Genomic DNA, 22,142 nt, shown 5'->3' with positions numbered 1-22,142 from the left:
CCAGAGGAACAACATCACACACTCCCACCTCGTTGGAGGCCCTACATCACAGTGGATCCTGGCACACCACCGCCGAACGATCGGGGATTGCAGATAAAGCACCCGTTCCTTCGAAACGCCCTCCCAAAGGGCTCATCGAATCAACGGAGATCCCGAAATCCGATGGGAGGACATCCGCTCTTCGAAGTGGCTTCGGCCCCTGGGAGACCGCCCACTTCGGCACTAGCCTTTCGGGGTGCTATGGACCGTTCTCTACCTCGTGAACCCGACCACCGTCACGGTGGCCCTCCTCCTGTCGTTCACAGTGGCGCTGTTCCTCGCCCGCGCACGACCCCCGATACGCGCCCTCACCCTCCTCTCGGGCGCCCTCTACATAGCGGTCCTCATCGCCCCGCTCTCCGCCCACCTGTCGCCCGGCGAGGGGGGCCGTTCGGTGATCTGGGACCCCACCCTCTCCTTCCAGGACATCGGCGACGCCCCCGACCCCCTCGCGAGCTTCGGAGTGACCCTCGAAGACGGGAGCACCGTCCACTACTCCCACAAGGAGCTCACCCCACGGGAGCGCGACACATGGGGCACCCCCGGCACCGAGGCGCTGTTCGTCCACGGGGAGCCGGGAGAGCTGACCGTCACCGACGTGAACGGAGACCGGATGGAGTCGCCTCCGACGGTGGCGCTCGTCGAGGAGGAACTGGAACAGCAGGCGGACTATGCGGAGCGGCTGGAACAGGAGGGCCTTTGGGGCCACAGCGGCGGGCTCGCCCTGCAAGAGCGTGTCCTCAACACCCTGTTGTTCGTACCGATCGGGGTCGCGGCGTTCTTCGCCTTCGGCTCCTGGGCGGCCCGCCTGCTCTTCGGCCCCGTTCTCTCCCTGCTCATCGAGACGGGCCAGTGGGCCCTGGCGACCGGCCGACTGGCGGACACAGGCGACCTGCTGGTCAACGGAGTGGGCTCCTTGCTCGGCACCCTGTTCGCGCTGGTCGCCGTCGGCGTGGTCTCCCTTCTCCCTCCACGTCGCCCCTCCCCCTCTCACCCCGAGCCTGCGTGAGCGCGCCCCGTCGATGCGAGGGACGAGAACGAGGACGCCCGGAGCGCGGTGCCGTCCTCTGTCCGCGAGCATCGGACCGAACCTTCACCGCGCGATCCTCCAGATCATTCCCAGGCTCGTTTCATGACATCCGGGTCTTGAAGGTCGGAGAAGGCCTCCGCGAAGAGTTCGAGGTCACCGACGGTCACCGAGGCCTCGAAAGAGCGGGCCGTCCGCTCCAGAGAACGCCTCAGATACTCGCTCCGAGACAACCCCTGTCTCTTGGCATCGGCGTCGATCGCCCGTAGAACACTGTCCGGCACATCGCGGATCAGGATGTCGGCCATGAGGACCACCTCCAAGTGACGCTCAACGATCTCAAGCCCGGCGGTGGTCGTGCGGATCTCCGATCGACCGCCGATGGGGTCCTCTCGATCGTCCGTCCGTCAGGAGGCGAGGTTCCGGGAGCGCGCGCGGATGAAGAACGCCAGCGCCACCGTGGCCAGGGTCGTGCCGACCGCCATCGGGGTGAACGCCCACTGGTAGGAGGTCGGCTCGTCGGGCAGCGCCTGAAGGAGAAGGCCCGCCGCCACGGTGCAGACGACCGCGGTGCTGAAGCCGCTCATGTTGACGAGACCGGAGGCCACCCCGGTGCGGCTCGCCGGGATCCCGTCGCGCGCGAAGTCGAAGGAGATGGTGGGCGCGACGGTCTGCCCCAGCGCGCTCACCGCCAGCACCGTGATCCCCAGTGCCACCGGCGGCCCTCCCGGCCACGCCACCAACAGCAGCCACCCCAGGCTCAGCGATCCGCCCAAGATCAGGGCCAGGTGGACGCGTACTCCCGGCCGCCGTCCGATCAGGGCGCCGGCGACCGGCGCCACCCACAGGGCCCCGGCGGCGAGTCCGGTGAGTCCGAGCGCGGCGGTCCCCTCGGCCAGGCCCAGGCCGTTCACGAGGAACGGGTAGCCCCACAGCACCATCATCATCGTGAACGGAGCCATGACGGCCGCGTGGTGCGCCATCCCGATCCGGGGGCCGTCCGCCCTCAACGCCTCCTTGAGCGCCTCCCACACGGAGATGGGTTCGGCGACGGTGGAACGACCGGCCGCGCCCTCGGGACGGTCCCGTACGACCAGAAGCACCAGGAGCGCCATGAGCACGGTGAGACCACCGGTGGCGAGGAAGGCCGCGACCCAACCGACGTTGTCGAGGGCCCAGGCCATCGGTGCGGCACTGGCCACCTGCCCACTGCCGCCGACCACACCGGTCAACCCGCTGACCAGCGCGTAGCGCGACCGGGGGAACCACAGGGCGGCCAGACGGATCACGTTGAGGAAGACGAGCGCGTCGCCGAGCCCGATGAGGAACCGCCCGGCTACGGCCACCTCGATCCCCGGGGCGAGGGCGAAGAGGAGCGACCCGAGGGCCATCGCGATCGCACCCATGACCAGGGTGTAGCGCGGGCCGAGCCGGTCGGCGAGCAGTCCGGCCGGCACCTGGAGCAGCACGTAGATCAGCAGCTGGAGCATCGGAAGCAGGGAAAGGAGGGCGGGTCCCACGTCGAACCGGCTCTGGGCCTCCAGGGCCGCGACCCCCAGACCGTTACGGTGCAGCATCGCCAGGAAGTAGCCGCCCACCGCGACACCCCAGACCAACCAGGCGCGCGACCCGCCCACGGGCTCGGCGGAAGAGTCTCCGTTTGCTGTCGTCCTGCCACCGGATGTCTCGGTCTGGGTCACTTCGCCACTTCTCTCTTGCTTTCGGAGCGCCCACCAGTGTCCTCCACGCGGGTGAAGGCCCACCGCACCGGGGGTGACCAGGAACGCGAAACGAACGGGAATGTCCGCCTGTGCGGCGGGTCCGCCCTTGGTAAAGACCGTTCTCAGGTGCCCCCATCCCCAACAAGCGGCAATAAGTCACCCTGAGTGATCGAAAACAGCCCCAGAGTCGTCGAATCGGGTGAGACTGACGACAACCGACATGGGACCAAGGGCCCGATATCCCACTTCAAGACCATGAACGCATGTTCGAATAACCCCACATGACATGGACATTCGTATTCCAAACAGGTCGATGCGCATCTGTTAGATGTGAGATGCACCACTCTTTGAAGCCTCGACTACATGGGGTTGGTTGCTGCTAGCATCCGGAACGCGAAGGATAACTACGAGGTAACGACTTGGTTCACACCTCACCAACTTCGCGGAGAAGGGCCCGTCGGCTCCGTAAGGCGTCACACCCCTCTCACACCGCGGCGTCGTGGCCGCAACAAGCGCACACGGTCAGCACACCCCGCGGTACCCGACACTTACTGGAGACGACCTTGAGTCACTGGCGCCTGAACAACCCCCGGGCCTCCCGGGCGAAGTCGGCACTCGCCAGACGGGTCAAGCACAAGCCCCGCCACGCCTTCTGCGCCCAGCGCGCCATCACGGCGCTGCTGAAGGAGCTCGCCTCCGTGGCCACCCGTCCCCTGTACTGGTCCGGTACCTCGGAGATGGCCGTCGCCTCCGTCATGCGCGACGTCAACGTCTGGTGCCGCGACGGCCGCTTCTTCTGGAACGACCTGCTCCAGGGCGGCACCGTCTCGCATCCCGCGAGCGACCCCGCCGGGGCCGCCGCCCTGCTCAACCCCTTCGCTCGGATCCCCGAGCCCGCGCACTACTACACGCACCGCCAGCCGGTCGCCGCCTAGGACGTGTCACTCCCGGGCCGGCACACGCGCACACCGCTCCACGCGCGTGAGACGGCCGAGGCCCGGGTCATCGCGTGAGTCCCCGCCTGGACACCGACACCGTCGTCGTCGGCCTGGGCGCGATGGGCTCCCAGGCCCTGTGGCGCCTGGCCCGTAACGGTGTCGACGCGATCGGCGTCGAACGCTTCTCCCCCGGCCACGACCGGGGGTCCTCCCACGGCGAGTCCCGCATCATCCGGACCGCCTATCTCGAAGGCTCCGAGTACGTTCCCCTCGTCCGCGCCGCCTGGCGTGCCTGGGACGAGCTCCAAGAGGCCGCCGGCACCGAACTCGTCGTACGCACGGGCGCCCTGATGCTCGGCCGCCCCGAGAGCCCGGCGATCGCCGGATCCGTCACCGCCGCGGAACGGCACGGACTCTCCTATGCGCGTCTCTCCCCTGCCGACCTGGCCGAACTTCACCCTCGACACCGTGTCCGTCACGACGAGGAGGGGGTGTTCGAGGAGGCCGCAGGCGTCGTCCTGCCCGAACGGGCCGTCCTGGCCGCCGTGAACGAGGCCCGTCGTGCCGGAGCCCGCGTCCTCACCGGACGGACCGTCACCCGGATCGAACCCGACCCCGACCGACCTCGCGTATGGATCGGCGATACCGAGATCCGTGCTCGACGCGTGATCGTCACCGTCGGGGCCTGGCTGACCCGACTGCTCCCCGGCCTGGCCGACCTGGGCGGTGGCATCCGGGTGGAGCGCCGTGTACTGGGCTGGTTCCCGATCACCGACCCGCTCTCCGCCTCGCTCGAACCCGTCTTCGCACGTGACGAGGCCGACGGCACTCTCTGGTACGGCTTCCCCAGCATGGACGGGGGGCGTACCCTCAAGATCGGGATCCACGCCGAGGGCCCCGAGACCCGGGCACCCGAAGGCCGCCGCCCCGGAAGCCAGTGGGGCGAACCCGTCGACCCCGACGTCGGCCCCCGTCCCCCGGACGCGGCCGATGCCCGTCGTCTCGGCGCACTCGTCACCGGGTTGCGCGGGGTGGCCCCGACACCGGAACGAACGGTCTCCTGCATGTACACGATGACCTCCGACGAGCACTTCCTCATCGGCCGTCATGACGAACTGCCCGGTCTGGTCCTGGCCGGAGGCTTCTCCGGCCACGGCTTCAAGTTCGCCTCCGCCGTGGGCGAGGCGTTGGCCGATCTGACGGGAGAGGGACGCACGGACCTGCCGATCGGTATGTTCGACCCACATCGTTGGGACGGGTGACCCCCACCCCGACGCCTCTCGTCGGCGACCTCCCTCGCCCCGTCGTGACCGGCCCCGTACCAGGGGCGCCACCCACCCCCAGGTCGGTATCGTGCAACCTCTCTCGCCCAGGGACCCTCTCTTCATCGGACCCTATACTCTCCGTGCTCGAGTGCGCACGAATCGTATGGGAACGGTCTTTCTCGGCACCTCACCCGACGGCCACCCCGCCACCGTGAAGCCGGTCGACGAGGAACTCGCGCGTGATCCCCGTTTCCGTCGACGCTTCGTCCGCGCGATCCACGCCTCCCGGCGTATCCGCGGCCCTCATACCCCCGCGCTTCTGGACGCCGACCCCTACGCGTCGATCCCGTGGATGGCCACCGAATACCTTCCCGGCCCTTCGCTCGCCCAGGCGGTCACCGAGTGCGGCGCGCTCCCCTCCTCCGCCCTGCCGCCCTTGACGCTGGGTCTGGCCGAGGCTCTGCGCACGGCCCACGACGTGGGTCTCGCGCATCTGGACCTGAGCCCGGACCACGTGCTCCTGACACCGCACGGCCCACAGGTGATCGACTTCGGGATCGCGGACGCCGTCGAGGGGGCCGGTCCCCTCTCCCGCATCCTCGGCCCCGGCCTCGCCGGATCACGTGCGGGGACCCGGGCCCCACTGCCCGACGACGTGTTCCGTCTGGCCGAGGTCGTGGTCTTCGCCGCGACCGGGGCCGATACCCCCGCCCCGGACCTCGCTCCGCCGCCTCCGCTGCGGGCCGCACGGGTCCGCTCGCGCTTGGGCGAGGTCCTGCCCGTCCCGCTGCGGGAGATGCTCGCGTCCTGTCTGTCCGAGGACCCCGCCGACCGACCGAGCGCGGGAAGTCTGCTGCTGCGTCTGCGGGTGTCGGCCGTTCCCGGAGACGGTCGACTGCCCGAGGCGTTCACCGAGCAGATCGATCGCACCGTCGTCGACCTGCGTTCGACGCTGACAGGGGATCCCCCCTACCGGGCTCCCCACCTGAACCCGCTCGTCCGGTTGGCCCCCGAGGAGGAGCCTCCGCCCACGTCGGCGCCCCCTCCGGTCGACCCTGTGGACCTCCGGGAGGAGGGATCCCCCGCGCCCGCCCACTCCGGTGCTCCGGTCCGCCCCATCTCCCGGGAACCGAGGCGGCGGTTCCCGACGGCCCCGATCTCGATGTGCGCGATGGCGCTGGTCGCCGTGCTCTGTCTGGTGCTGTTCGTCCTACGGCCCGGCGCCGAAGGGGGCGGTGGAGCCGCAGCGGGCTTCGCTCCGCTCGCCCTCGACGATCCACTCGTCGGGCTGGCCTTCACGCCCCAAGGCGGACTGTGGGTGCACACCCGGACCTCGCTCGAACTGTGGAAACGGGGGGCCGGATCCCCCTTGTCCGTCCACGAACCCGCTCCCCGGGAGTTCGCGGTGCGCTCCGACGGGGCCTTGGTGGGTCTGTCCTCCTTCGACCGGGTGGAGCTGTGGCCCGCGAGCGGAGACGCCCCCGAGGTCCTGGTCGAGGAGGAGCCGGATCGGGGCATGCTGCGTTCCCTGGCGTTGAGCCCGGACGGCACCATGGCCGCCACCCTCTCCAACACCGATCCGGCCGGTGCGGGGGAGCACCTTCTCCTCCTGTGGGACCTGACGGGCGGAGGGCTTCTCGCGGAGACGGTCGTCGACGGCATCCCCGAGGCGCCGTCCTTCAACCACGACGGCACCCGGCTGGTCGCGCTCGTCTCCGACGCCTCCGGCGGCTCCGTGCTGTCGGTGTGGAACACCCCCGATCTGTCACCGCACGGCGTGATCGAGGCCGACCCGGGCGACGACGCCCGACGTTCACGGGTCACGGCCTTCGCCACGGCGCCCGACCGGGACTTCGCGGCCGTCGAGTACGGCGAGGACGCCGACCTGGCCCTGTACGACCTGGCCGCCCTGACCTCGACCATGACCTTGGAGCGCCCCTCGGACACCCCGCCCGGCTCCAGGGCCCGATCCCTGCTGTTCACCCCGGACGGAGCGACCCTGATCGGCGGGCAGGCACCCGTCGAGGGGCCGCATGGCCTCACCGGGGGTTCGGCGTGGGACAGCGCGACCGGTGAGCTCCTCACCGTCGGGGCCACCACCCTCTTCCCGATCCTCGCGGTGGGGCCGAAGGGGCGTGTGATCGCCTCGGGGCATCCGAAGGTCGACGAGGTGGTCTTCCTGGAGACGATCGCCCTGGGTCGGGTCGGCGACCCCTGACCCCTCTCCGCCCGGCCCCGCCCCGTCACCGCGGGCGAGTCCACCTCCCCCGGAGGGGTGCGAGCGCCGTCCGGAAGAGGTCATCTCCCTGGGGGCTTTGTCCTCGACCGGCTACATTGACGGGGTACCTCCTCCCTCGTACGCCCCTGGACCAGCCGGAACACCAGGTCCCGCACGCAGTAAGGACCCGCAGCCGTGCAACCCCTCGCCGTCGACGACCCCTCCTCCATCGGACCCCACCGACTTCTCGCCCGCCTCGGCGCCGGAGGCATGGGCAGGGTCTATCTCGCGAGAACCCCCGACGGCCACCTGTGCGCCATGAAGGTGGTCAAGGAGGAGCTCGCCCACGACGCCCAGTTCCGAGCCCGGTTCGCCCGCGAGGTGCGCACCGCGCAACGGGTGCGCGGCCCCTTCACCCCGGCGGTCGTGGACGCCGACCCCGACGCGCAGGCCCCCTGGATGGCCACCGAGTACGTCCCCGGCCCCACCCTCAAGGAGGCCGTACGGGAGAACGGCCCCTTCCCCGCCGAATCCCTGCTGGTGCTCACCCTGGGGCTGGCCCGCGCCCTGTCGACGATCCACGCCGCCGGGCTGATGCACCGCGACCTCAAACCCGGCAACATCCTCCTCTCGCCACGCGGGCCCCAGGTCATCGACTTCGGTATCGCCCGCGCCGTCGAGGGCACCGTGCTCACCAGGACCGGCCAGACCTTCGGCACCCCCTCCTACACCTCGCCCGAACAGATCGTCGGCGAGAACGTGACCCCGAAAGCGGACGTGTTCTCGATGGCCGGCGCGGTGCTCTTCGCGGCGAGCGGGCTCCCGCCCTTCGGCGAGGGCACGTCGATCAGCGTGCTGAACAAGGTCATGAACGGGGAACCGAACCTCGGAGCGCTCCCCGAGGGACCGTTGCGACCGTTGCTCGCGCGTTGCCTGGAGAAGGACCCCGCTCGACGTCCCGACGCGGACGAGATCCTCCACGAACTGTCCGGAACGCCACTGCCCTCGGCCGAGCACGGATGGCTGCCCACCCGGGTCGACCGACAGATCGACGCCAAGGCCGTGGAGACGGAGCGGGCCGGCGCGAACGAGCACACCACCGTCCCCATGGGCGGCGGATCGGCCACCGTCCCCATGGCGGAACAGGCCCGGCAGGGCCCGGAGTCGTGGTGGCGCCGCAGGTCGGTGGTGGTCGCGGCCGCCGCCGTCTGCGCCCTGATCCTGCTCGGCGGGGGCGCCCTCGCCTGGACCGTCCTTCCGGACCGGGCCGAAGACCCCCCGCCCACGGCGGGAGGGGGCGGAGAGGACACCGACTCCGACGGTTCGGACGCCGAGCCGCCGGGTGAGGGGGCCGACGACGAGGAACGTCCGGCCTCCGACCACTTCGCCGGCTTCGTCTACACCATCGACTTCTCCGAGGACGGGGACCTCGTCCACGTCTTCGGCTCGGGCACCCTGTCCACCTGGGACTGGCGCACCGGAGAGCTGATCGAGGACTACCCACCGGCGACCGGCGCCCGATTCACCTCCACCGGCTACGTGGCGTCCACCGTCGAGCAGTACATCCGTGTCTGGGACGGCGGCGTGGACGACCGGATCGCCGTCCTGGGGCGGACCGAGGAGTTCGGCATGTTCGACATGCCGGCGATCACGAGGGACGGTTCCACGCTGGCCGCCCTGGCCAGCCAGGACGGGACCGTCGAAGGCGACCCCTTCATCCAGATCTGGGACGTGGAGAAGGGCGAGGTGACCTCCGACTTCGAGGTGGAGGGCATGTTGACCCACCTGGAGTACGCGCTGGACGATTCGGTCCTGGTGGGCGTCCTCGCCGTACGCGACTACTCCGAGTCCATCGCCACGGTCGTCTGGGACCCCGAGACCGGGGAGGAACTCCACCGCTTCGACGACGCCGAGACCTACGACGCCAGGGTGTCGGGCGACGGCGAGACGCTCGTGGTGGCCGCCGACGACGAGAAGGCCTTCGTGGTCGACCTCGCCGGCGGGGACGTCCAGGACCTGGACGTCCCCGAAGAGGCGGTGGGGGAGCTCGGGTACGTCGCGCTCTCCCCCGACGGCTCGGTCGCCTACGGCGCCTCGTCCCTCTTCGGCACCTCCGAGGGCTACATGTGGGACACCGCCACCGGAGAACCCCTGCCCTCCGAGGGCCTGGAGTTCGACTCCGTCATCGGGGTCGACCCCGGCGGGGAGTACCTCGCCACCACTTCCACCGACGGTGGAGTCACGAGCGTCCAGATCCTGAACGGCGATTTCGAGATCGTCGCCGAGATCTCCTGATCCCCGGAAGGCAGTCATGCGTCCATCCGCGCCGAACGATCCCCGAGAGATCGGCCCCTACCGTGTCGTCGCCCTGCTGGGGTCGGGCGGCATGGGCCGCGTCCACCTCGGGCTGGGCCCCGACGGCACCCCGGCCGCGGTCAAGGTGGTCCGCGCCGAATACGCCTACGACCCCGGTTTTCGCGAACGGTTCGCCCGAGAGCTCGACCTCGTCCGGCGGGTCCACGGGCTCTTCACCCCCCGTGTCCTGGCCGCCGACACCTCGGGCCGGACCCCCTGGCTGGCCACCGAGTACGTGATGGGGCCCTCCCTCCAAGAGTTGGTGCAGGACACCGGCCCCCTCCCCGAGGAGACCGTGCGCTTCATGGGTCGGGCCATCGCCCAGGCGCTCGAACGCGTCCACGCGTCCGGGCTGGTCCACCGTGACCTCAAGCCCGGGAACGTCATGGTCGCCGGCGAGGGACCCCAGGTGATCGACTTCGGGATCGCCCACACCCTGGGCGACGCCCAGGACGGCGGCGAGGACCGGTTCGTCGGCACCCCCGGCTTCATGTCCCCCGAGGCCGTGGGCGGGAAGGCTCCAGGGCCGCCCGCCGACGTCTTCGCGCTCGGCGGCGTCCTGATCCACGCCCTCACCGGGCGAGGGCCGTTCGGAGACGGGCACCCCTCCACCGTCCTGTACCGGATCGCCCACCTCGAACCCGACCTCGAGGACGTCCCGGAGTCGCTGCGCGGGATCGTCTCGGCCTGCCTGGCCAAGGACCCGGCGTCCCGGCCCACCGCCGCGCAGGTGGTGCGGGACCTCGGAGGCCCCGTGTCACCGGCCCCGATCGCCTCCTCCTGGTTGCCTCCCGCGGCCGCCGAACGCATCGCCGGGATCGCCGACGAGTACCGCGACGCCGTGGCGACGGGTTCGAGGGCCGGAGGCCGGGGACGCCTGGGCGGCCGACTCCTCATCGCGGGGGCGGCGGCCCTCGCCCTGACCATGGTCGCCGGCCTGGGAACGTGGACCGCGGGCCAGGCCGGCCTGATCGGTGGCCTCCCCGGCGATCCCGAGGAGGACCCGGGGGTCGCCCAACGCGAGGTCTGCTCTCCGAAGGAACACCTGGCGCCCGAGTTCGCCGAGGCCGCAGAGGACGAACTCACCCCGCCCAACACGGACGAGGGCATGTTCTACACGAACTTCTCCTCCGACGGCGAGGTCCTCGCGGTGGCCGGCACCGGGGGCCTGGCCCTATGGGACTGGCGGGAACAGACGGAGGTCGCGCGGATCGAGACGGAGATCCCGGCACGGTACGGCCACCCCACGTTCAGCCCGAACGACTGCCTCCTGGCCTACGCCTCCGACGACGGCGCGCACGTCTACCACCTGGAGAGCGGGGAGCACACCGTCTACGCGGAGGGGTTCGACATCGGATCGATCGCCTTCACCCGAGACGGCGGCCGGCTGGTCGTCGGGTCGGGCGACGCCTCGTCCGACTCCACCGTTCTGCTGTACGACCTGGAGACCGGAGAACTGGGCACCACCCTCGCCGACGGGCCGACGAGCGTGAGAGCCCTCGCCGTCAGCGCGGACGGCTCCCACGTCGTCGCCCAGGACTGGCTCGAACGGCTCTACCTGTGGAACGTGGAGAGCGGGGAGATCATCGCCGAGGGCACCGACAGCCCCGCCCTCAACCCCGAGGCCGTGTACTTCGTGGACGACCGGAACCTCCTCCGACCGGAGGCGACGGGGGCCCGACGGCAGAACTTCACCGACACCTCCGACGTCACCCGGTTCGTCGACGAGGACATGGAGGAGGACTTCAGGGTGCACGACGTCGAGTACAGCCTCGAGGCCGACCGGGTCTACGTCACCTACGTCCCGGGGGACTACGACTTCTCCAAGGCGTACATGAAGGTGTGGGAGTACTCCACCGGAGAGGACCTGACCGCCGAGGCGAACGAGGGCTACATGCACGAGATCAGCGTGCATCCCGAGGGCGAGGTCCTCATCGGCGTCCCGGGCAACGGCAACGGCATGTGGGTCGTGGACGCCACCGAACTGCGGATCCTGGACCGGCTATGAGCGCGCCCGTCGACGTCCACACGCACCTCGTCACCCGGTAAGGCCCATGTTCCCTCTCCACCCGCACGATCCGCCCTCCGTCGGTCCCTACCGTCTGTGCGCCCGCCTGGGCGAGGACGCCTACGCCCGCGTGTACCTGGGGACGGCCGACGGCCGCGACCCGGTGGCGGTGAAGATCGTCCGTCCCGAGTACGCCACCGACCCCGGGTTCCGCTCGGCCTTCTCCCGCCAGGTGGAGGCGGCCCGCGGCCTTCCGGGACGCCACGTGTGCTCGATCCGGGAGACCGACGTCCGAGGCGCGGTCCCCTGGGCCGCCGTCTCCCGCCCCCTCGGCCCCTCCCTGACCGACCTGGTCCGCGACCACGGTCCGCTTCCGGCGGACGCCCTCCCCCCGCTGGCCCAGGCGCTCGCCCAAGGCCTGGCCGACCTGCACGCGGCCGGCCTGGTCCACGGTTCGCTCTGGCCGGACGGTGTACTGATGGCCTCCCGATCGGCGCTCCTCGCCGACCCCGGCCTGGAATGGGCGACCTCCGACGCCGGACGACGCGCGCCGCATCCGGCGTTCGCGGCACCCGAAGGGGGAGCCTCCCCCGCGACGGACGTGTTCTCGTGGGCCGCCACCCTCTGCTACGCCGCCGGCGGGGTGGAGGGCCCCGCGGGCCTGGCCCACGTCCCGCTCCAACTCCGAGGACTCGTCGACACCTGCCTCAAACTCGATCCGCGACTACGCCCCAGCGCCGTCGACCTGGTGCGGATGTTGGGCGGCCCCGCCGAACCGCCCGCCTGGCCTCCTCGGCTCCGCTCCGTGATCGACGCCGTGGCCGACCGCCAGCGGAACGCGCTCGCCTCCCCTTCCGACCCTTCCGACACGACGGACGCGGGCGAGGGGAAGAGGCCCGGACGTGGTCGTCTTCTCGCCCTCGGCGCCGGCGCGCTGACCCTGGTCGTGCTCGGTTCGGTGGGCGCGGTGATCGCCTACGACCGGCTCGGCGGCCCCTCCGAGACGAACGACCCGGAGCCCGAAGGCACCGCCCTGGTCACCGACGCGGACTGTCCGGACTCCTCGGCCCACCCCGCCCCGGAGACCCCCCTGCCCTCGGGCGTCTCCCTCTCGAACCCGGTGTTCTCCGCCGACGGGGACGTGCTGGCCACGACCTCGACCGAGGGGCTCTCGATCTGGGACTGGCGCGAGGGCGAGGAGATCGCCCGCCCCACCGACTCCGTGAGCGTCGGTTCCCGGAGCACCCCGGTGTTCTCCCCCTTCGGCTGCACCGTGGTGGTCCCCGAGCTCGTGGAGCCGGAAGGGCGCGACGACAGCATCACCCTCGCCCACGGATACGACCTGGCCGCCGGGACCGACACCGAACTCCTGGGCCCCCAGGACGGCCCGGACGAACAGGGACGTTGGATGAGCAAGCCGCTGAACGTGCAGGCCTTCGGCTTCTCTCCGGACGGCCGACGCCTGGCCGTCACCCTGGACTCCCGGCTCGGGGCCGAGGCGAACACCCACGTCGTCGACACCGAGACCGGCGAGGCCGGAGAGCCGATGCTCTCCAGGCTCCAGTACACGACCACCTTCGTGGACGACGACCACTTCGCCACCAGCACCGGCGACGAGATCGCCATCTGGAACGCCGACACCGGCGAGAAGGTCCGCGAGTTCCGAGGGTCCACGTCCACCTCGCTGGCAGTGGACGTCGCCGGTTCCCGCCTCGCCTACCTCGACGACGATCGGATCGTCCTCGTCGACACCTCCGACGGCGGCGAGATCGCCTCCTTCACCCGCGAGGAGTTCGAGACCGACGACTCCCCCCTCCTCCTCGACCTGGTCATCGACCCCGAGCGGAACGTCCTCCACGCCAACTGGATGGTCTCCGTCGGTGACGCGGCCTGGAACCACCACCCCTACGCGTGGGACATCGAGACGGGCGAGGACCTGTGGGCCGAGGCGGAGGACCCCGTCCGCTACTCCGGGCTCGCCCTCCACCCCGACGGTGAGGTCATCGCCGCCACGACCGCCGCGGACTCCCGTCTCGTCCTGCTCGACCCGGAGACCTTCGAACCGATCGACACCCTCCACTGAACCCGCCGCCCGCCCCTCCCGACCTGGGAAGGGCGGGCGAGGGACGGCGTACGCCCCGTTATAGAACGCACCAGTAGACTTCGCCCGGAACGCCGTACCGCATCGTCACGAGAGCCCTCATGCGTCAGCCCTCCGCCGATGACCCCCACCGGATCGTCGCCCCCTCGAAACCGGCGGCGGAAAACGCGTCCACCTGGGCCTGGACCGGGACGGACGCACCGCCGCCATCAAGGTCGTCCGCGCCGAACAGGCCCGCACCCCCTCTCGAGGTCCCGCCTCCGCCCCCGGCGGCTCCCGGCCTCCGGCCGGACGCACCCCGGCTTCCGTGGCCGATACCGGCCACGAGGACACGGCCCCACCACCCCTCCCCCACCGGGTCGGCCGACCGGCACCGGTGAAACGGGGCCACCGCCTCGGCGCGACGACACCACGACGACCACAAGGAACGATCCACCGTGCATCCCCTGGCCCCCTCGGACCCCGTCCGTATCGGACCGCATCGTCTCCTCGCTCGACTGGGGGCGGGAGGCATGGGCGAGGTCTATCTGGCCCGGACCCCGGCCGACCGTCTGGCCGCCGTCAAGGTGACCAGAGCCGAGTTGGCCCAGGACCGTGAGTTCCGCGCCCGGTTCGCCCGCGAGGTGCGAACCGCCCGTATGGTCACGGGCCCCTTCACCCCGGCGGTCGTGGACGCCGACCCCGACGCGCCGGCCCCCTGGATGGCCACCGAGTACGTTCCCGGACCCACCCTCAAGGAGGCCGTGCGCGAGAACGGCACCTTCCCGGAGCCGTCCCTCCTGGTACTCACCCTCGGTCTGGCCCGTGCCCTTCAGTCGATCCACGCCGCCGGGCTGATGCACCGTGACCTCAAACCGAGCAACGTCCTGCTCTCACCGCGTGGGCCCCAGGTCATCGACTTCGGCATCGCCCGCGCCGTCGAGGGCACCGTCCTCACCAAGACCGGCCAGTCCTTCGGCACCCCTTCGTACACATCCCCCGAACAGGTACTGGGGCAGGAGGTCGGCCGAACAAGCGATGTCTTCTCCCTCGCCGGGGTGGTGGTCCACGCCGCCACCGGTCGGGCTCCCTTCGGGAAGGGTCCGGCGGCCGAGGTCCTGTCTCGACTGGTGAGCCGGGACCCGGATCTGGATGGAGTGCCGGAAAACCTGCGCCCCCTCCTCACCCGCTGCCTCGCCAAGAACCCCACCGAACGCCCCTCTTCCGACGAGATCCTCAGCGAACTCTCCTCATTTCCGCTGCCCGCCGCCGAACATGGTTGGCTTCCCATCGAGATCAATCGCTCGATCGACGTACGGCAGCAGGAGGCTCGGCAGGCCGTCCACTCTGGAGGGGCCACCTCTCGGGGAGCCTCCGGCTCCGATGTCCCGAGACCGAAGAGGCGGCGCGCCGGTCTCATCGCGGCGGGGGCCGGTACGGCCGCGCTCATCCTCGGAGCAGGGGTGGCTTTGGCCGTCGTCTCTCCTTGGAAGGGAGACGAAACGACCGAGGAGATCGCCACCGGACAGGAAGGATCACCGGAGGACTCCGTGGAGGAAGAGGACGCCCCCGGGATCAACGGTTCGGTCTACGGCCTGTTCTTCACCCCGGACGGGGACGAACTGTACGTTCACACCGCTACCGAACTGACCCGTTGGGCCTGGGAAAGCGGGGAGATGCTGGAACGTTACTCCACCTACCCGGGTTCCTTGGACATCGCGGACGACGGAACCGTCGTCACCGCTCATCAACCGACCGTACTGGTGCGTGATCCCGACTTCGAGACCCTCGCCCAGTTCAAGCTCGCAGAAGAGCCCAGCGAGGACATCCTCTTCCATGACACCGTCTCGATCAGCCCGGACGCGTCCCTCGTCGCTCTGACCGTGGTCACTCAGGAGAGGGATTCCCGCCTCTACCTATGGGACTGGCGGGAGGACACCGTCGTGTTCTCCACGGAACTGGAGGAACCACTGCTCGACATGAGGTTCGACCAGACCGGGGAACTTCTCCTCCTGACCTACCGTGACATCTATCCCCGGGTCTTCGTACATGACGTCGAGACCTTCGAAGAGGTCGTCAGCGGCCCGGGGAGCGCACCGGACAGCGAGTACGACTTTCAGTTCTACCCCTCGGCGATCTCCCCCACCGGAGACATCATGTCGATCCATATGGACGACCATGTCCTCGTGTACGACTTGGAGAAGGGGGAGAACCTCCACGAGATCCCGCTTCCCCTTCACACCGGCGGCCTGGTCTTCTCACCCGACGGGACCATCCTGTACTCCTCCGGGGCCTCTCGAGCGACCGGTGACGAATCCGGTGGGCGAGCCTGGGACGTGGCGTCCGGGGAGGAACTGACCTCCGGACACACTCTGCTCTTGGAGAAGGTCACACCCCATCCGGACGGAGAGCTCTTGGTCACCGTGGAGGACCAGACCCTCCTCGTTCTGGATGCCGAGACCTTCGAGTTGGTCTCCGAGATCGGCTGACGGCCTCCCCCCTCCACACCTGACGGGTGGTTCGCACACCCGCCGGTTCCTTCGGTCCACGCGACATCGACAAGGCGTTCATGCTCCCCCTCCATCCCCACGACCCCCCTTTTGTCGGCCCCTACCGCCTCTTGGCCCGGCTGGGCGAGGACGTCGACACACGCTCCTACTGGGCCACCGGCCCGAACCGACCACCCGTCCGGGTACGGATCGCACGACCGGAAAGGGCCACCGACCCGATTTTCCGAGCCGCCTTCGCCCGAAGGATGGAAGTATCCCTCGCGGTCTCCGGACCTGACGTGGCCCGCGTCGTGGACTTCGACCCGACCTCACCCGTCCCCTGGGTCGCGGCCGAGAACCCTCCCGGAACGGACCTGGCCACATTCGTACGGACACACGGCCCGCTCTCCGTCTCCGCTCTGCACGCCCTCGCGGTGACCACCGCTCGAGGCCTGGCGTCCCTTCATTCCATAGGACACGCGCACACCGAACTGCGGCCACAGAACGTACTGCTCGATGAGACCCGGGCCCTCCTGTCGAGTCCGGCCGCGTCCTCTCTGGACAGCTCGAACGACACGTACACCTCTCTCACCCCACCGGAAGGGCAGGGGACCCCGGCGGGGGACGTGTTCTCCTGGGCGGCCGTCCTGTGCTTCGCCGTGAGCGGTACCACCGACCCGAGAGGGGTGGAGAGAATGCCCCTTCACCTGCGCGGGGTCGTCGACTCCTGTCTCCAGGCCTCCACCAGGATGCGACCGAGCGCGACCGACCTGATCGAGATGCTCGGTGGCGCCGCCTCCTCGACCTCATGGCCGCCCGAATTCGGCTCCCTCATCACCCGGGGAGCGGACGAGATGCGCCGTCTGATCCCCGAGACACCCGCTCCCCGAACGACCGATCATCGAAAACGACTGCTCGGCATGGCGGGGGCCGCTCTGGCCCTGACCTTGGTAGCCGGTACCGGGATCACCTGGGGCTACCTGCGCCTCAACGACGGAGACGAGAGCCTCGGCTCCGAAGAGCCTGAGACCGGGACGGAGGGACTGATCACGAACGCCGATTGCTCCGAGGAATCGGCGTTTCCTTCGCCCTCCGGTCCGATCGAGGACCTGGACGCCATGCAGGTGGAGTTCTCACCTGATGGGCGTCTTCTCGCCATCGGCAGCTTCAATCACGGGCTCACGCTCTGGGACTGGCGGAAGGGCGAGGAGTTCGCACGGCCGATCGAGGAGTTGAACGGCATAGGTTCCATGGAGTTCGCCCCCATCGGGTGCATGGTCGCGGCGACATCCCTGCGCGACGACGCCGACCAGGAACAGGACTACCGGGTCACCACCACCTACGACCTTCCATCGGGTGAGGCCGTGGACCATCTCGGAGTCCAGCCTCCCCCGGGCCCCGACGGAAGCCTGACCCGCCGTTCCCTATGGGACTTCTCCTTCAGCACCGACGGCGCCTACCTGGCCATCGGCAACCGACCCGATTTCATGGAGGAGAATCGTGAGGCCGTGGGGATCATCGACATGCGGACCGGAGAGATGAGCACCACCCTCGCCCTCAGATCCGCCTACAACCTCGCGTTCCTCGACGAGAGTCGACTCGCCGTCGCCACGGGAGGGGAGATCTCCCTCTGGGACGTGGAGACGGGCGAAGAGGTACAGAGAATTCGAAATGTCATCGAGAACAGGATGGCGGTGGTGGAGGGAGAGGACCAGATCGTCCTCATCCGTGATGGCCGGATCGACTGGTTGGATCTGGAGGACGAATCGACGATCGTCTCGTTCCCTTTGGACGACTACTCCAAGGCCGACGAGACCGAGCAGGGCGCGTGGATCAACGACCTGTCCGTCGACGGGGAACGCGGCCTGGTCCACTTCTCATGGAGCACCAGAAGCGATGATCCGGACCCGGACGATCTGGGCACCGACCGAGAGAATCAGACTCACGGCCACCTCTGGGAGGTCGAGAGCGGAAAGGACCTGCTCGACGGGAACGAGACCCTGATGACCCGCCCCGTCGCCTTCCTCCCCGAAGTGATCGCCTCCGTGAACCAGGACGGCGGCGTCGATCTGATCGACCCAGAGACCCTGAAGGTCACCGACGTCATCGGATGAGACCGACTTCGGTGACCTCCGAACGATCACGGGCCCTCGGGCCGACTCTCTCGGGTCGGGGGAGGTCCTGTTATCGGAAGCCCAGGACCGTGACCCCGCCCCTGTCCTCCTCTGGACGCTCGACCATGACCACGGAACCGGGTACGGCCAGGAACCGGTCCTCACCCAGAAGATCCATCGTGACCTCGCGGTCCTGAGACGCCAGGGAGGTGTCCAACCTTCGAGGAAGAGCGACCTGCTCGGGCTCGGTCTCCCCCGCCCAAGGGGCCACCGTCAGGAGGTCTCCCGTCCCTCTCCCCGGTTCGAGCTTGAGCAACGACTCCTCCAGAGGAAGGAGATAGGCCGACACGGCCTGTGTGCTCACCGCGTACTCGCCCGTGGCCGCCACCGTCTCTCCGTCGAAACCGCGCAGCTCGTAGTTGTAGACCCGTTCCTCATCGGTCCGGCCCGACAGAAGGTAGCCCGTCTCCAAGGTCCTGACGAGGAACCGGTCGCCCCGTTCCTCGACCCCTTCGCCCACGACCTCTCCGGAGACGGGGTCGATGACCACCGTCTCGGCGTATCGTGTGCCGCCCTCGGGCTCATAGACGGACCCCGCCTCGTCGACGGCGAGCAGCCCCCCGATCCGACGGAGACCACCATCCGACACCAGGAACTCTTCATCGGCCCCGGTCATGGACCACAGAACGGAACCGTCGTCGAGGTTCAGAGCGGTCAACTCCGTCTCACCCGAACCGCAGACCGCCCTTACGACCACCGTTTCGGGGAAGACGACGGGACGCTCCGTCCGCTCGACCTTCGAGTCTCCGCAGGAGAACAGATCCTCGGTCAGCCAGAGCTCCTCACCGTCCACGTCAGAACGCAGGAGCGCGTCCAAGCGGGGCTCGGGCGGAAGGGACAACAGACCCGCGTCGGTCGCCGCGTCCACGTCGAAGACGCCCAACTCGGAGACGTCGTCCAGCAACATTTCCTCGTGTTCCCCGATGACCTCACCGGTGGCCCCGTCGAGGACCACCCGGCGGCCGGCGACCCCCTCGCTCCCCTCGGAGGCCGCACCGTTCTCCGACCGGTCCTGAGGTTCGTCCGGGAAGAGCACATGGACTCTCTCCCCCGAGGCGGAGACGTCCGTCCACACACGGGTGCCCTCCACCCGATAGCTCCATCGTTCCTCTCCCGAAGCCCCATCGAGAGCGACGACGCCGTCCTCCAAGCGCACCAGAACACCGCTCGGCAGGGGGGAAAGGGTCGGAAAACCCACGGCCTCCTCGTCGGACCATTCCCACGCCTGTTCCGTGACCGTTCCCGGGATCCCGTCGGAGGACCACTCCCCCGACAAGGGCTCGTGCCGGACACGGGAGTCCCCTCGTAGCACCAGCCAGCCCCCGACGAGCACCACCACGAGCACGATCACCGCGCCCCGACACCACCAGGAACGCAACAACGACCCGATCATCAGTCCTCTTCCGGCCTACCGCTGTCGTCAACGCTGGGATTGTTGTTGTTATCGACCTTCGAGTCGCTGTACCCCTCTTTATAGGTCTCGAGGATCTCCGCTCCTCTTCCGTCATCGACCCCTGAGAGGAGTTCCACGATCTCGTCCTGGACGTCGTACATCACATCGCTGTCATAGCCGACGATCGCCACTCCCCCGTCCCGGTACTCGAGGTGATCGTAGCCCGCGAGATCCTCGGCGCTCAGCACGTCGTTCTCGATGTAGTAATCGACGATCGAAGTTCCCATGCCGATGTGGTTGGCGCTGATAGAGGTCTCGCTCTGGGCGTTGGTGTCCGGCACCGGGCCGAGGTCGAGACTCACGGAATCGGTGGCGGCGTTGGTGATCGCGCTCTGCGCGCCGGAGATCATCTCGCCGATCACGAGATCCGTCACAGGACTCTTCGTCGATATGAGCGAGGCCGGTTTGAAGGCGAGATCGATCAAGAGCTCACGTCCGGCGACCTTCCTGTCATAGGCCTCCTTCTTCGCGTCGTCCTCCGAGCTCATCCGGCTCTCGGCCTCATTGATCAACGCGCTGTTGATCAACCAGTCGAGTCGGCTGGTGTCCTGACCGGCTCCACGCGGGGAGAGGTCGTTCTCGAACATCTCGGAGACCAACCCCTGAGAGTGCATCTCGGAGATGGCGACCATGGAGGTGGCCGCCTCCGGCCCACCCGCGACGTACTCGAGGAACCTCATCCTCTCGTCCTCGCCGATGAGCATCCTCCCGCTCGCGTCACTGAAACGAACGCCCTCTTCGGTGTTGTTGAGGCTGAACTCCTCGACGTAGGCTCCGAAGACGTTGACCAGGCCATTGGCCATCTCATGGTTGACCTGGGTGAAGGAGAGACCGCTCTGGCCGAAGAACTCACCCTGGTTCCCGCTGTACACACCGCCGGTGAGGTCGGTCATACGTTCGTAGCGGTCCTTGTCGGTCAAGAACTCGATCAGGTCCTTGGCGACCTCGTCCACCTTCTGGGTGTCCTCCCCGGCGGCCTCTCTGGCCTCCAGGATCCAGTCCGTGTAACCACTGGCCGCGGCGCCCCCATCGGTCCATTCCTGAGTGAAGATGGCCTCTAGGGCGGCGTGCCGCTTCTCCTCGCCGTGCATGTCGGAGCCGAGCCTCGGGTGCTCGTACCAATCTCCGGGACCGGAGATCATGTCGGCGTTCGCGTCGGCGTTCCTCGTAGCCACGCCCAGCACGGACTCCATGTGCTCGATGGTCTCGAAGGAGTGGAGCGCGTGGGGATCGGAGAGGGCGTCTCCGACCGTCAGGCCCATGGTCAACGACAGGCCCCGGCCACCCTCGATCCCCTCGGGCACATGGCCGAAGAGATTGCCGAGACTCTCCCAGTTGTGATCCTGCATCCCGAAGTTCGGATCGCCCTCGACGGCGAGCCGCACACTCGGGGGAAGGTCATAGTAGCCGCCGGGAACGGAGTCATCTCCGTGCTTGAGCCGCGGATCGCTGAGAACGAGAAGCCCGGTGCCGAGGGCACCCAGGAACAGCTCCGAGTCCTCCTTCCCCATGAACTCCGGAGCGATGTTCGCCAGATGAGCGACATCCACTGTCTCCTCGAGCTTGTCATAGAATTCCTTGAGGAATTCCATGTCCTGAGGATCCATCTCCGCACCGTCGACGTTCCGGGCTTCCTCGGCCCGCCAACCGACACTCGAGAGAATCGCCATCAATTCATAGTAGCGATCGTCCAACGGCTTATCGCCGTTGACGTATTCGAGCACCTCATCGACCATCTCCTCCGGGTCGATGTCCTCCGGAATATCACCGAACGAACCACCGAGGTTGAAGTAGGACCAGTTGATGTAACCGCCGTTCTTCAACCTCTCGATGGCGTCGGGGGAAGGAGCCCCACCCCGAAGGTCGTCCGAGATCTGTCCGACCTCCTCGGTCGCCTTCGTATGAGCGGTCTGCTCATCGCCCTCGAGCTCCTCTATGAGAGCCCTCAAGGCCTGCTCCGCCTTCTCCGACTTCGAAGTCCAAAAAGGCAGATTCGGGAAGTCGATCGCCGAGGTCGAGCCGTAGTCCTCACCGACCTCGGAAGCCTCGGTGTTCCACCTCTCGACAAGACGGGTCCGCTCGTCCCTGTAGGTCTGGAGCACGTCGGCGAGCTCCTCCGTCAGAGCCGCGCAGAAGTTGATCGCGCCGGCCGCCTTCTGCCACTGGACCTGATCCTCGGTTCCCATGGAGCTGATGTTCCACATGATGAGGCTGGAGAACTCCATCGCCGCATCGTCGTGGGCCCCCTCCAGGTCGTGGGACCTGCCCAGGATCCTGGCCTCCATCGTTGTGAGGTCTTCGGCATAGGTCCTCAGCAGAGAGGGGCTTCCCTCCACCACCTCGTTGAACTCCGGCCGGAACCCCTTATAGGAGAC

General features: G+C 68.7%; 13 protein-coding genes. 9 read left to right on the top strand and 4 right to left on the bottom strand.

Annotated elements, in window-relative coordinates; translation table 11 throughout:
• The first annotated feature begins 235 nt into the window (after positions 1 to 235).
• Positions 236 to 1,048: a VanZ family protein gene (locus U9J66_RS23040; RefSeq protein ID WP_326338701.1), complete on the top strand. Its 813-nt coding sequence runs from the start codon at positions 236 to 238 to the stop codon at positions 1,046 to 1,048.
• 104 nt (positions 1,049 to 1,152) lie between these two features.
• Here U9J66_RS23040 and vapB read toward each other — a convergent pair whose 3' ends face one another.
• Positions 1,153 to 1,374, bottom strand: coding sequence for a type II toxin-antitoxin system VapB family antitoxin (gene vapB / locus U9J66_RS23035; protein ID WP_042284504.1), 222 nt, complete (start codon positions 1,372 to 1,374; stop codon positions 1,153 to 1,155).
• 99 nt (positions 1,375 to 1,473) lie between these two features.
• Positions 1,474 to 2,766, bottom strand: a complete 1,293-nt coding sequence (locus U9J66_RS23030) for an MFS transporter (RefSeq protein ID WP_017533053.1) — start codon at positions 2,764 to 2,766, stop codon at positions 1,474 to 1,476.
• Positions 2,767 to 3,350: 584 nt separating this feature from the next.
• Between U9J66_RS23030 and U9J66_RS23025 the strand changes: the two genes are divergently transcribed.
• The 8 genes from U9J66_RS23025 (at position 3,351) to U9J66_RS22990 (ending at position 18,254) form a co-directional block, all read left to right on the top strand.
• Complete coding sequence (locus U9J66_RS23025) at positions 3,351 to 3,722, top strand: hypothetical protein (protein WP_014910506.1); 372 nt, start codon at positions 3,351 to 3,353, stop codon at positions 3,720 to 3,722.
• 74 nt (positions 3,723 to 3,796) lie between these two features.
• Positions 3,797 to 4,987, top strand: coding sequence for an N-methyl-L-tryptophan oxidase (gene solA / locus U9J66_RS23020; RefSeq protein ID WP_326338700.1), 1,191 nt, complete (start codon positions 3,797 to 3,799; stop codon positions 4,985 to 4,987).
• A gap of 151 nt (positions 4,988 to 5,138) precedes the next feature.
• Positions 5,139 to 7,208 (top strand): protein kinase domain-containing protein, encoded by a 2,070-nt coding sequence (locus U9J66_RS23015; RefSeq protein ID WP_326338699.1) that lies wholly within the window; start codon positions 5,139 to 5,141, stop codon positions 7,206 to 7,208.
• A 195-nt stretch (positions 7,209 to 7,403) separates the two neighbouring features.
• Positions 7,404 to 9,503, top strand: coding sequence for a WD40 repeat domain-containing serine/threonine protein kinase (locus U9J66_RS23010; RefSeq protein ID WP_161110829.1), 2,100 nt, complete (start codon positions 7,404 to 7,406; stop codon positions 9,501 to 9,503).
• 16 nt (positions 9,504 to 9,519) lie between these two features.
• Positions 9,520 to 11,571: a serine/threonine-protein kinase gene (locus U9J66_RS23005; protein WP_326338698.1), complete on the top strand. Its 2,052-nt coding sequence runs from the start codon at positions 9,520 to 9,522 to the stop codon at positions 11,569 to 11,571.
• A gap of 46 nt (positions 11,572 to 11,617) precedes the next feature.
• Positions 11,618 to 13,654: a tyrosine protein kinase gene (locus U9J66_RS23000; RefSeq protein WP_326338696.1), complete on the top strand. Its 2,037-nt coding sequence runs from the start codon at positions 11,618 to 11,620 to the stop codon at positions 13,652 to 13,654.
• A 455-nt stretch (positions 13,655 to 14,109) separates the two neighbouring features.
• Positions 14,110 to 16,140, top strand: coding sequence for a protein kinase domain-containing protein (locus U9J66_RS22995; RefSeq protein ID WP_161110832.1), 2,031 nt, complete (start codon positions 14,110 to 14,112; stop codon positions 16,138 to 16,140).
• A 299-nt stretch (positions 16,141 to 16,439) separates the two neighbouring features.
• Positions 16,440 to 18,254: a protein kinase family protein gene (locus U9J66_RS22990; RefSeq protein ID WP_326338694.1), complete on the top strand. Its 1,815-nt coding sequence runs from the start codon at positions 16,440 to 16,442 to the stop codon at positions 18,252 to 18,254.
• 70 nt (positions 18,255 to 18,324) lie between these two features.
• Here U9J66_RS22990 and U9J66_RS22985 read toward each other — a convergent pair whose 3' ends face one another.
• Both U9J66_RS22985 and U9J66_RS22980 read right to left on the bottom strand, forming a co-directional pair.
• A complete protein-coding gene (locus U9J66_RS22985) occupies positions 18,325 to 19,707 on the bottom strand; it encodes a hypothetical protein (protein WP_326338692.1) in 1,383 nt (460 codons plus the stop codon).
• A complete protein-coding gene (locus tag U9J66_RS22980; RefSeq protein ID WP_159068802.1) occupies positions 19,707 to 22,106 on the bottom strand; it encodes a TPR repeat region-containing protein in 2,400 nt (799 codons plus the stop codon). The genes U9J66_RS22985 and U9J66_RS22980 overlap by 1 nt, the downstream gene beginning before the upstream one ends.
• Between the last annotated feature and the right edge of the window lie 36 nt (positions 22,107 to 22,142).

Origin of the sequence: Nocardiopsis sp. LDBS1602, from assembly GCF_035818715.1 — a bacterium.
GTDB classification, from domain to species: domain Bacteria; phylum Actinomycetota; class Actinomycetes; order Streptosporangiales; family Streptosporangiaceae; genus Nocardiopsis; species Nocardiopsis alba.
This window is presented reverse-complemented; position numbering and strand designations above follow the sequence as displayed.

Bases quoted from the DNA above. Each gene is read 5' to 3' on its own strand.
- vapB (WP_042284504.1), bottom strand. From the start codon at position 1,374: ATGGCCGACATCCTGATCCGCGATGTGCCGGACAGTGTTCTACGGGCG.
- U9J66_RS23005 (WP_326338698.1), top strand. From the start codon at position 9,520: ATGCGTCCATCCGCGCCGAACGATCCCCGAGAGATCGGCCCCTACCGT.
- U9J66_RS22985 (WP_326338692.1), bottom strand. From the start codon at position 19,707: ATGATCGGGTCGTTGTTGCGTTCCTGGTGGTGTCGGGGCGCGGTGATC.
- U9J66_RS23000 (WP_326338696.1), top strand. From the start codon at position 11,618: ATGTTCCCTCTCCACCCGCACGATCCGCCCTCCGTCGGTCCCTACCGT.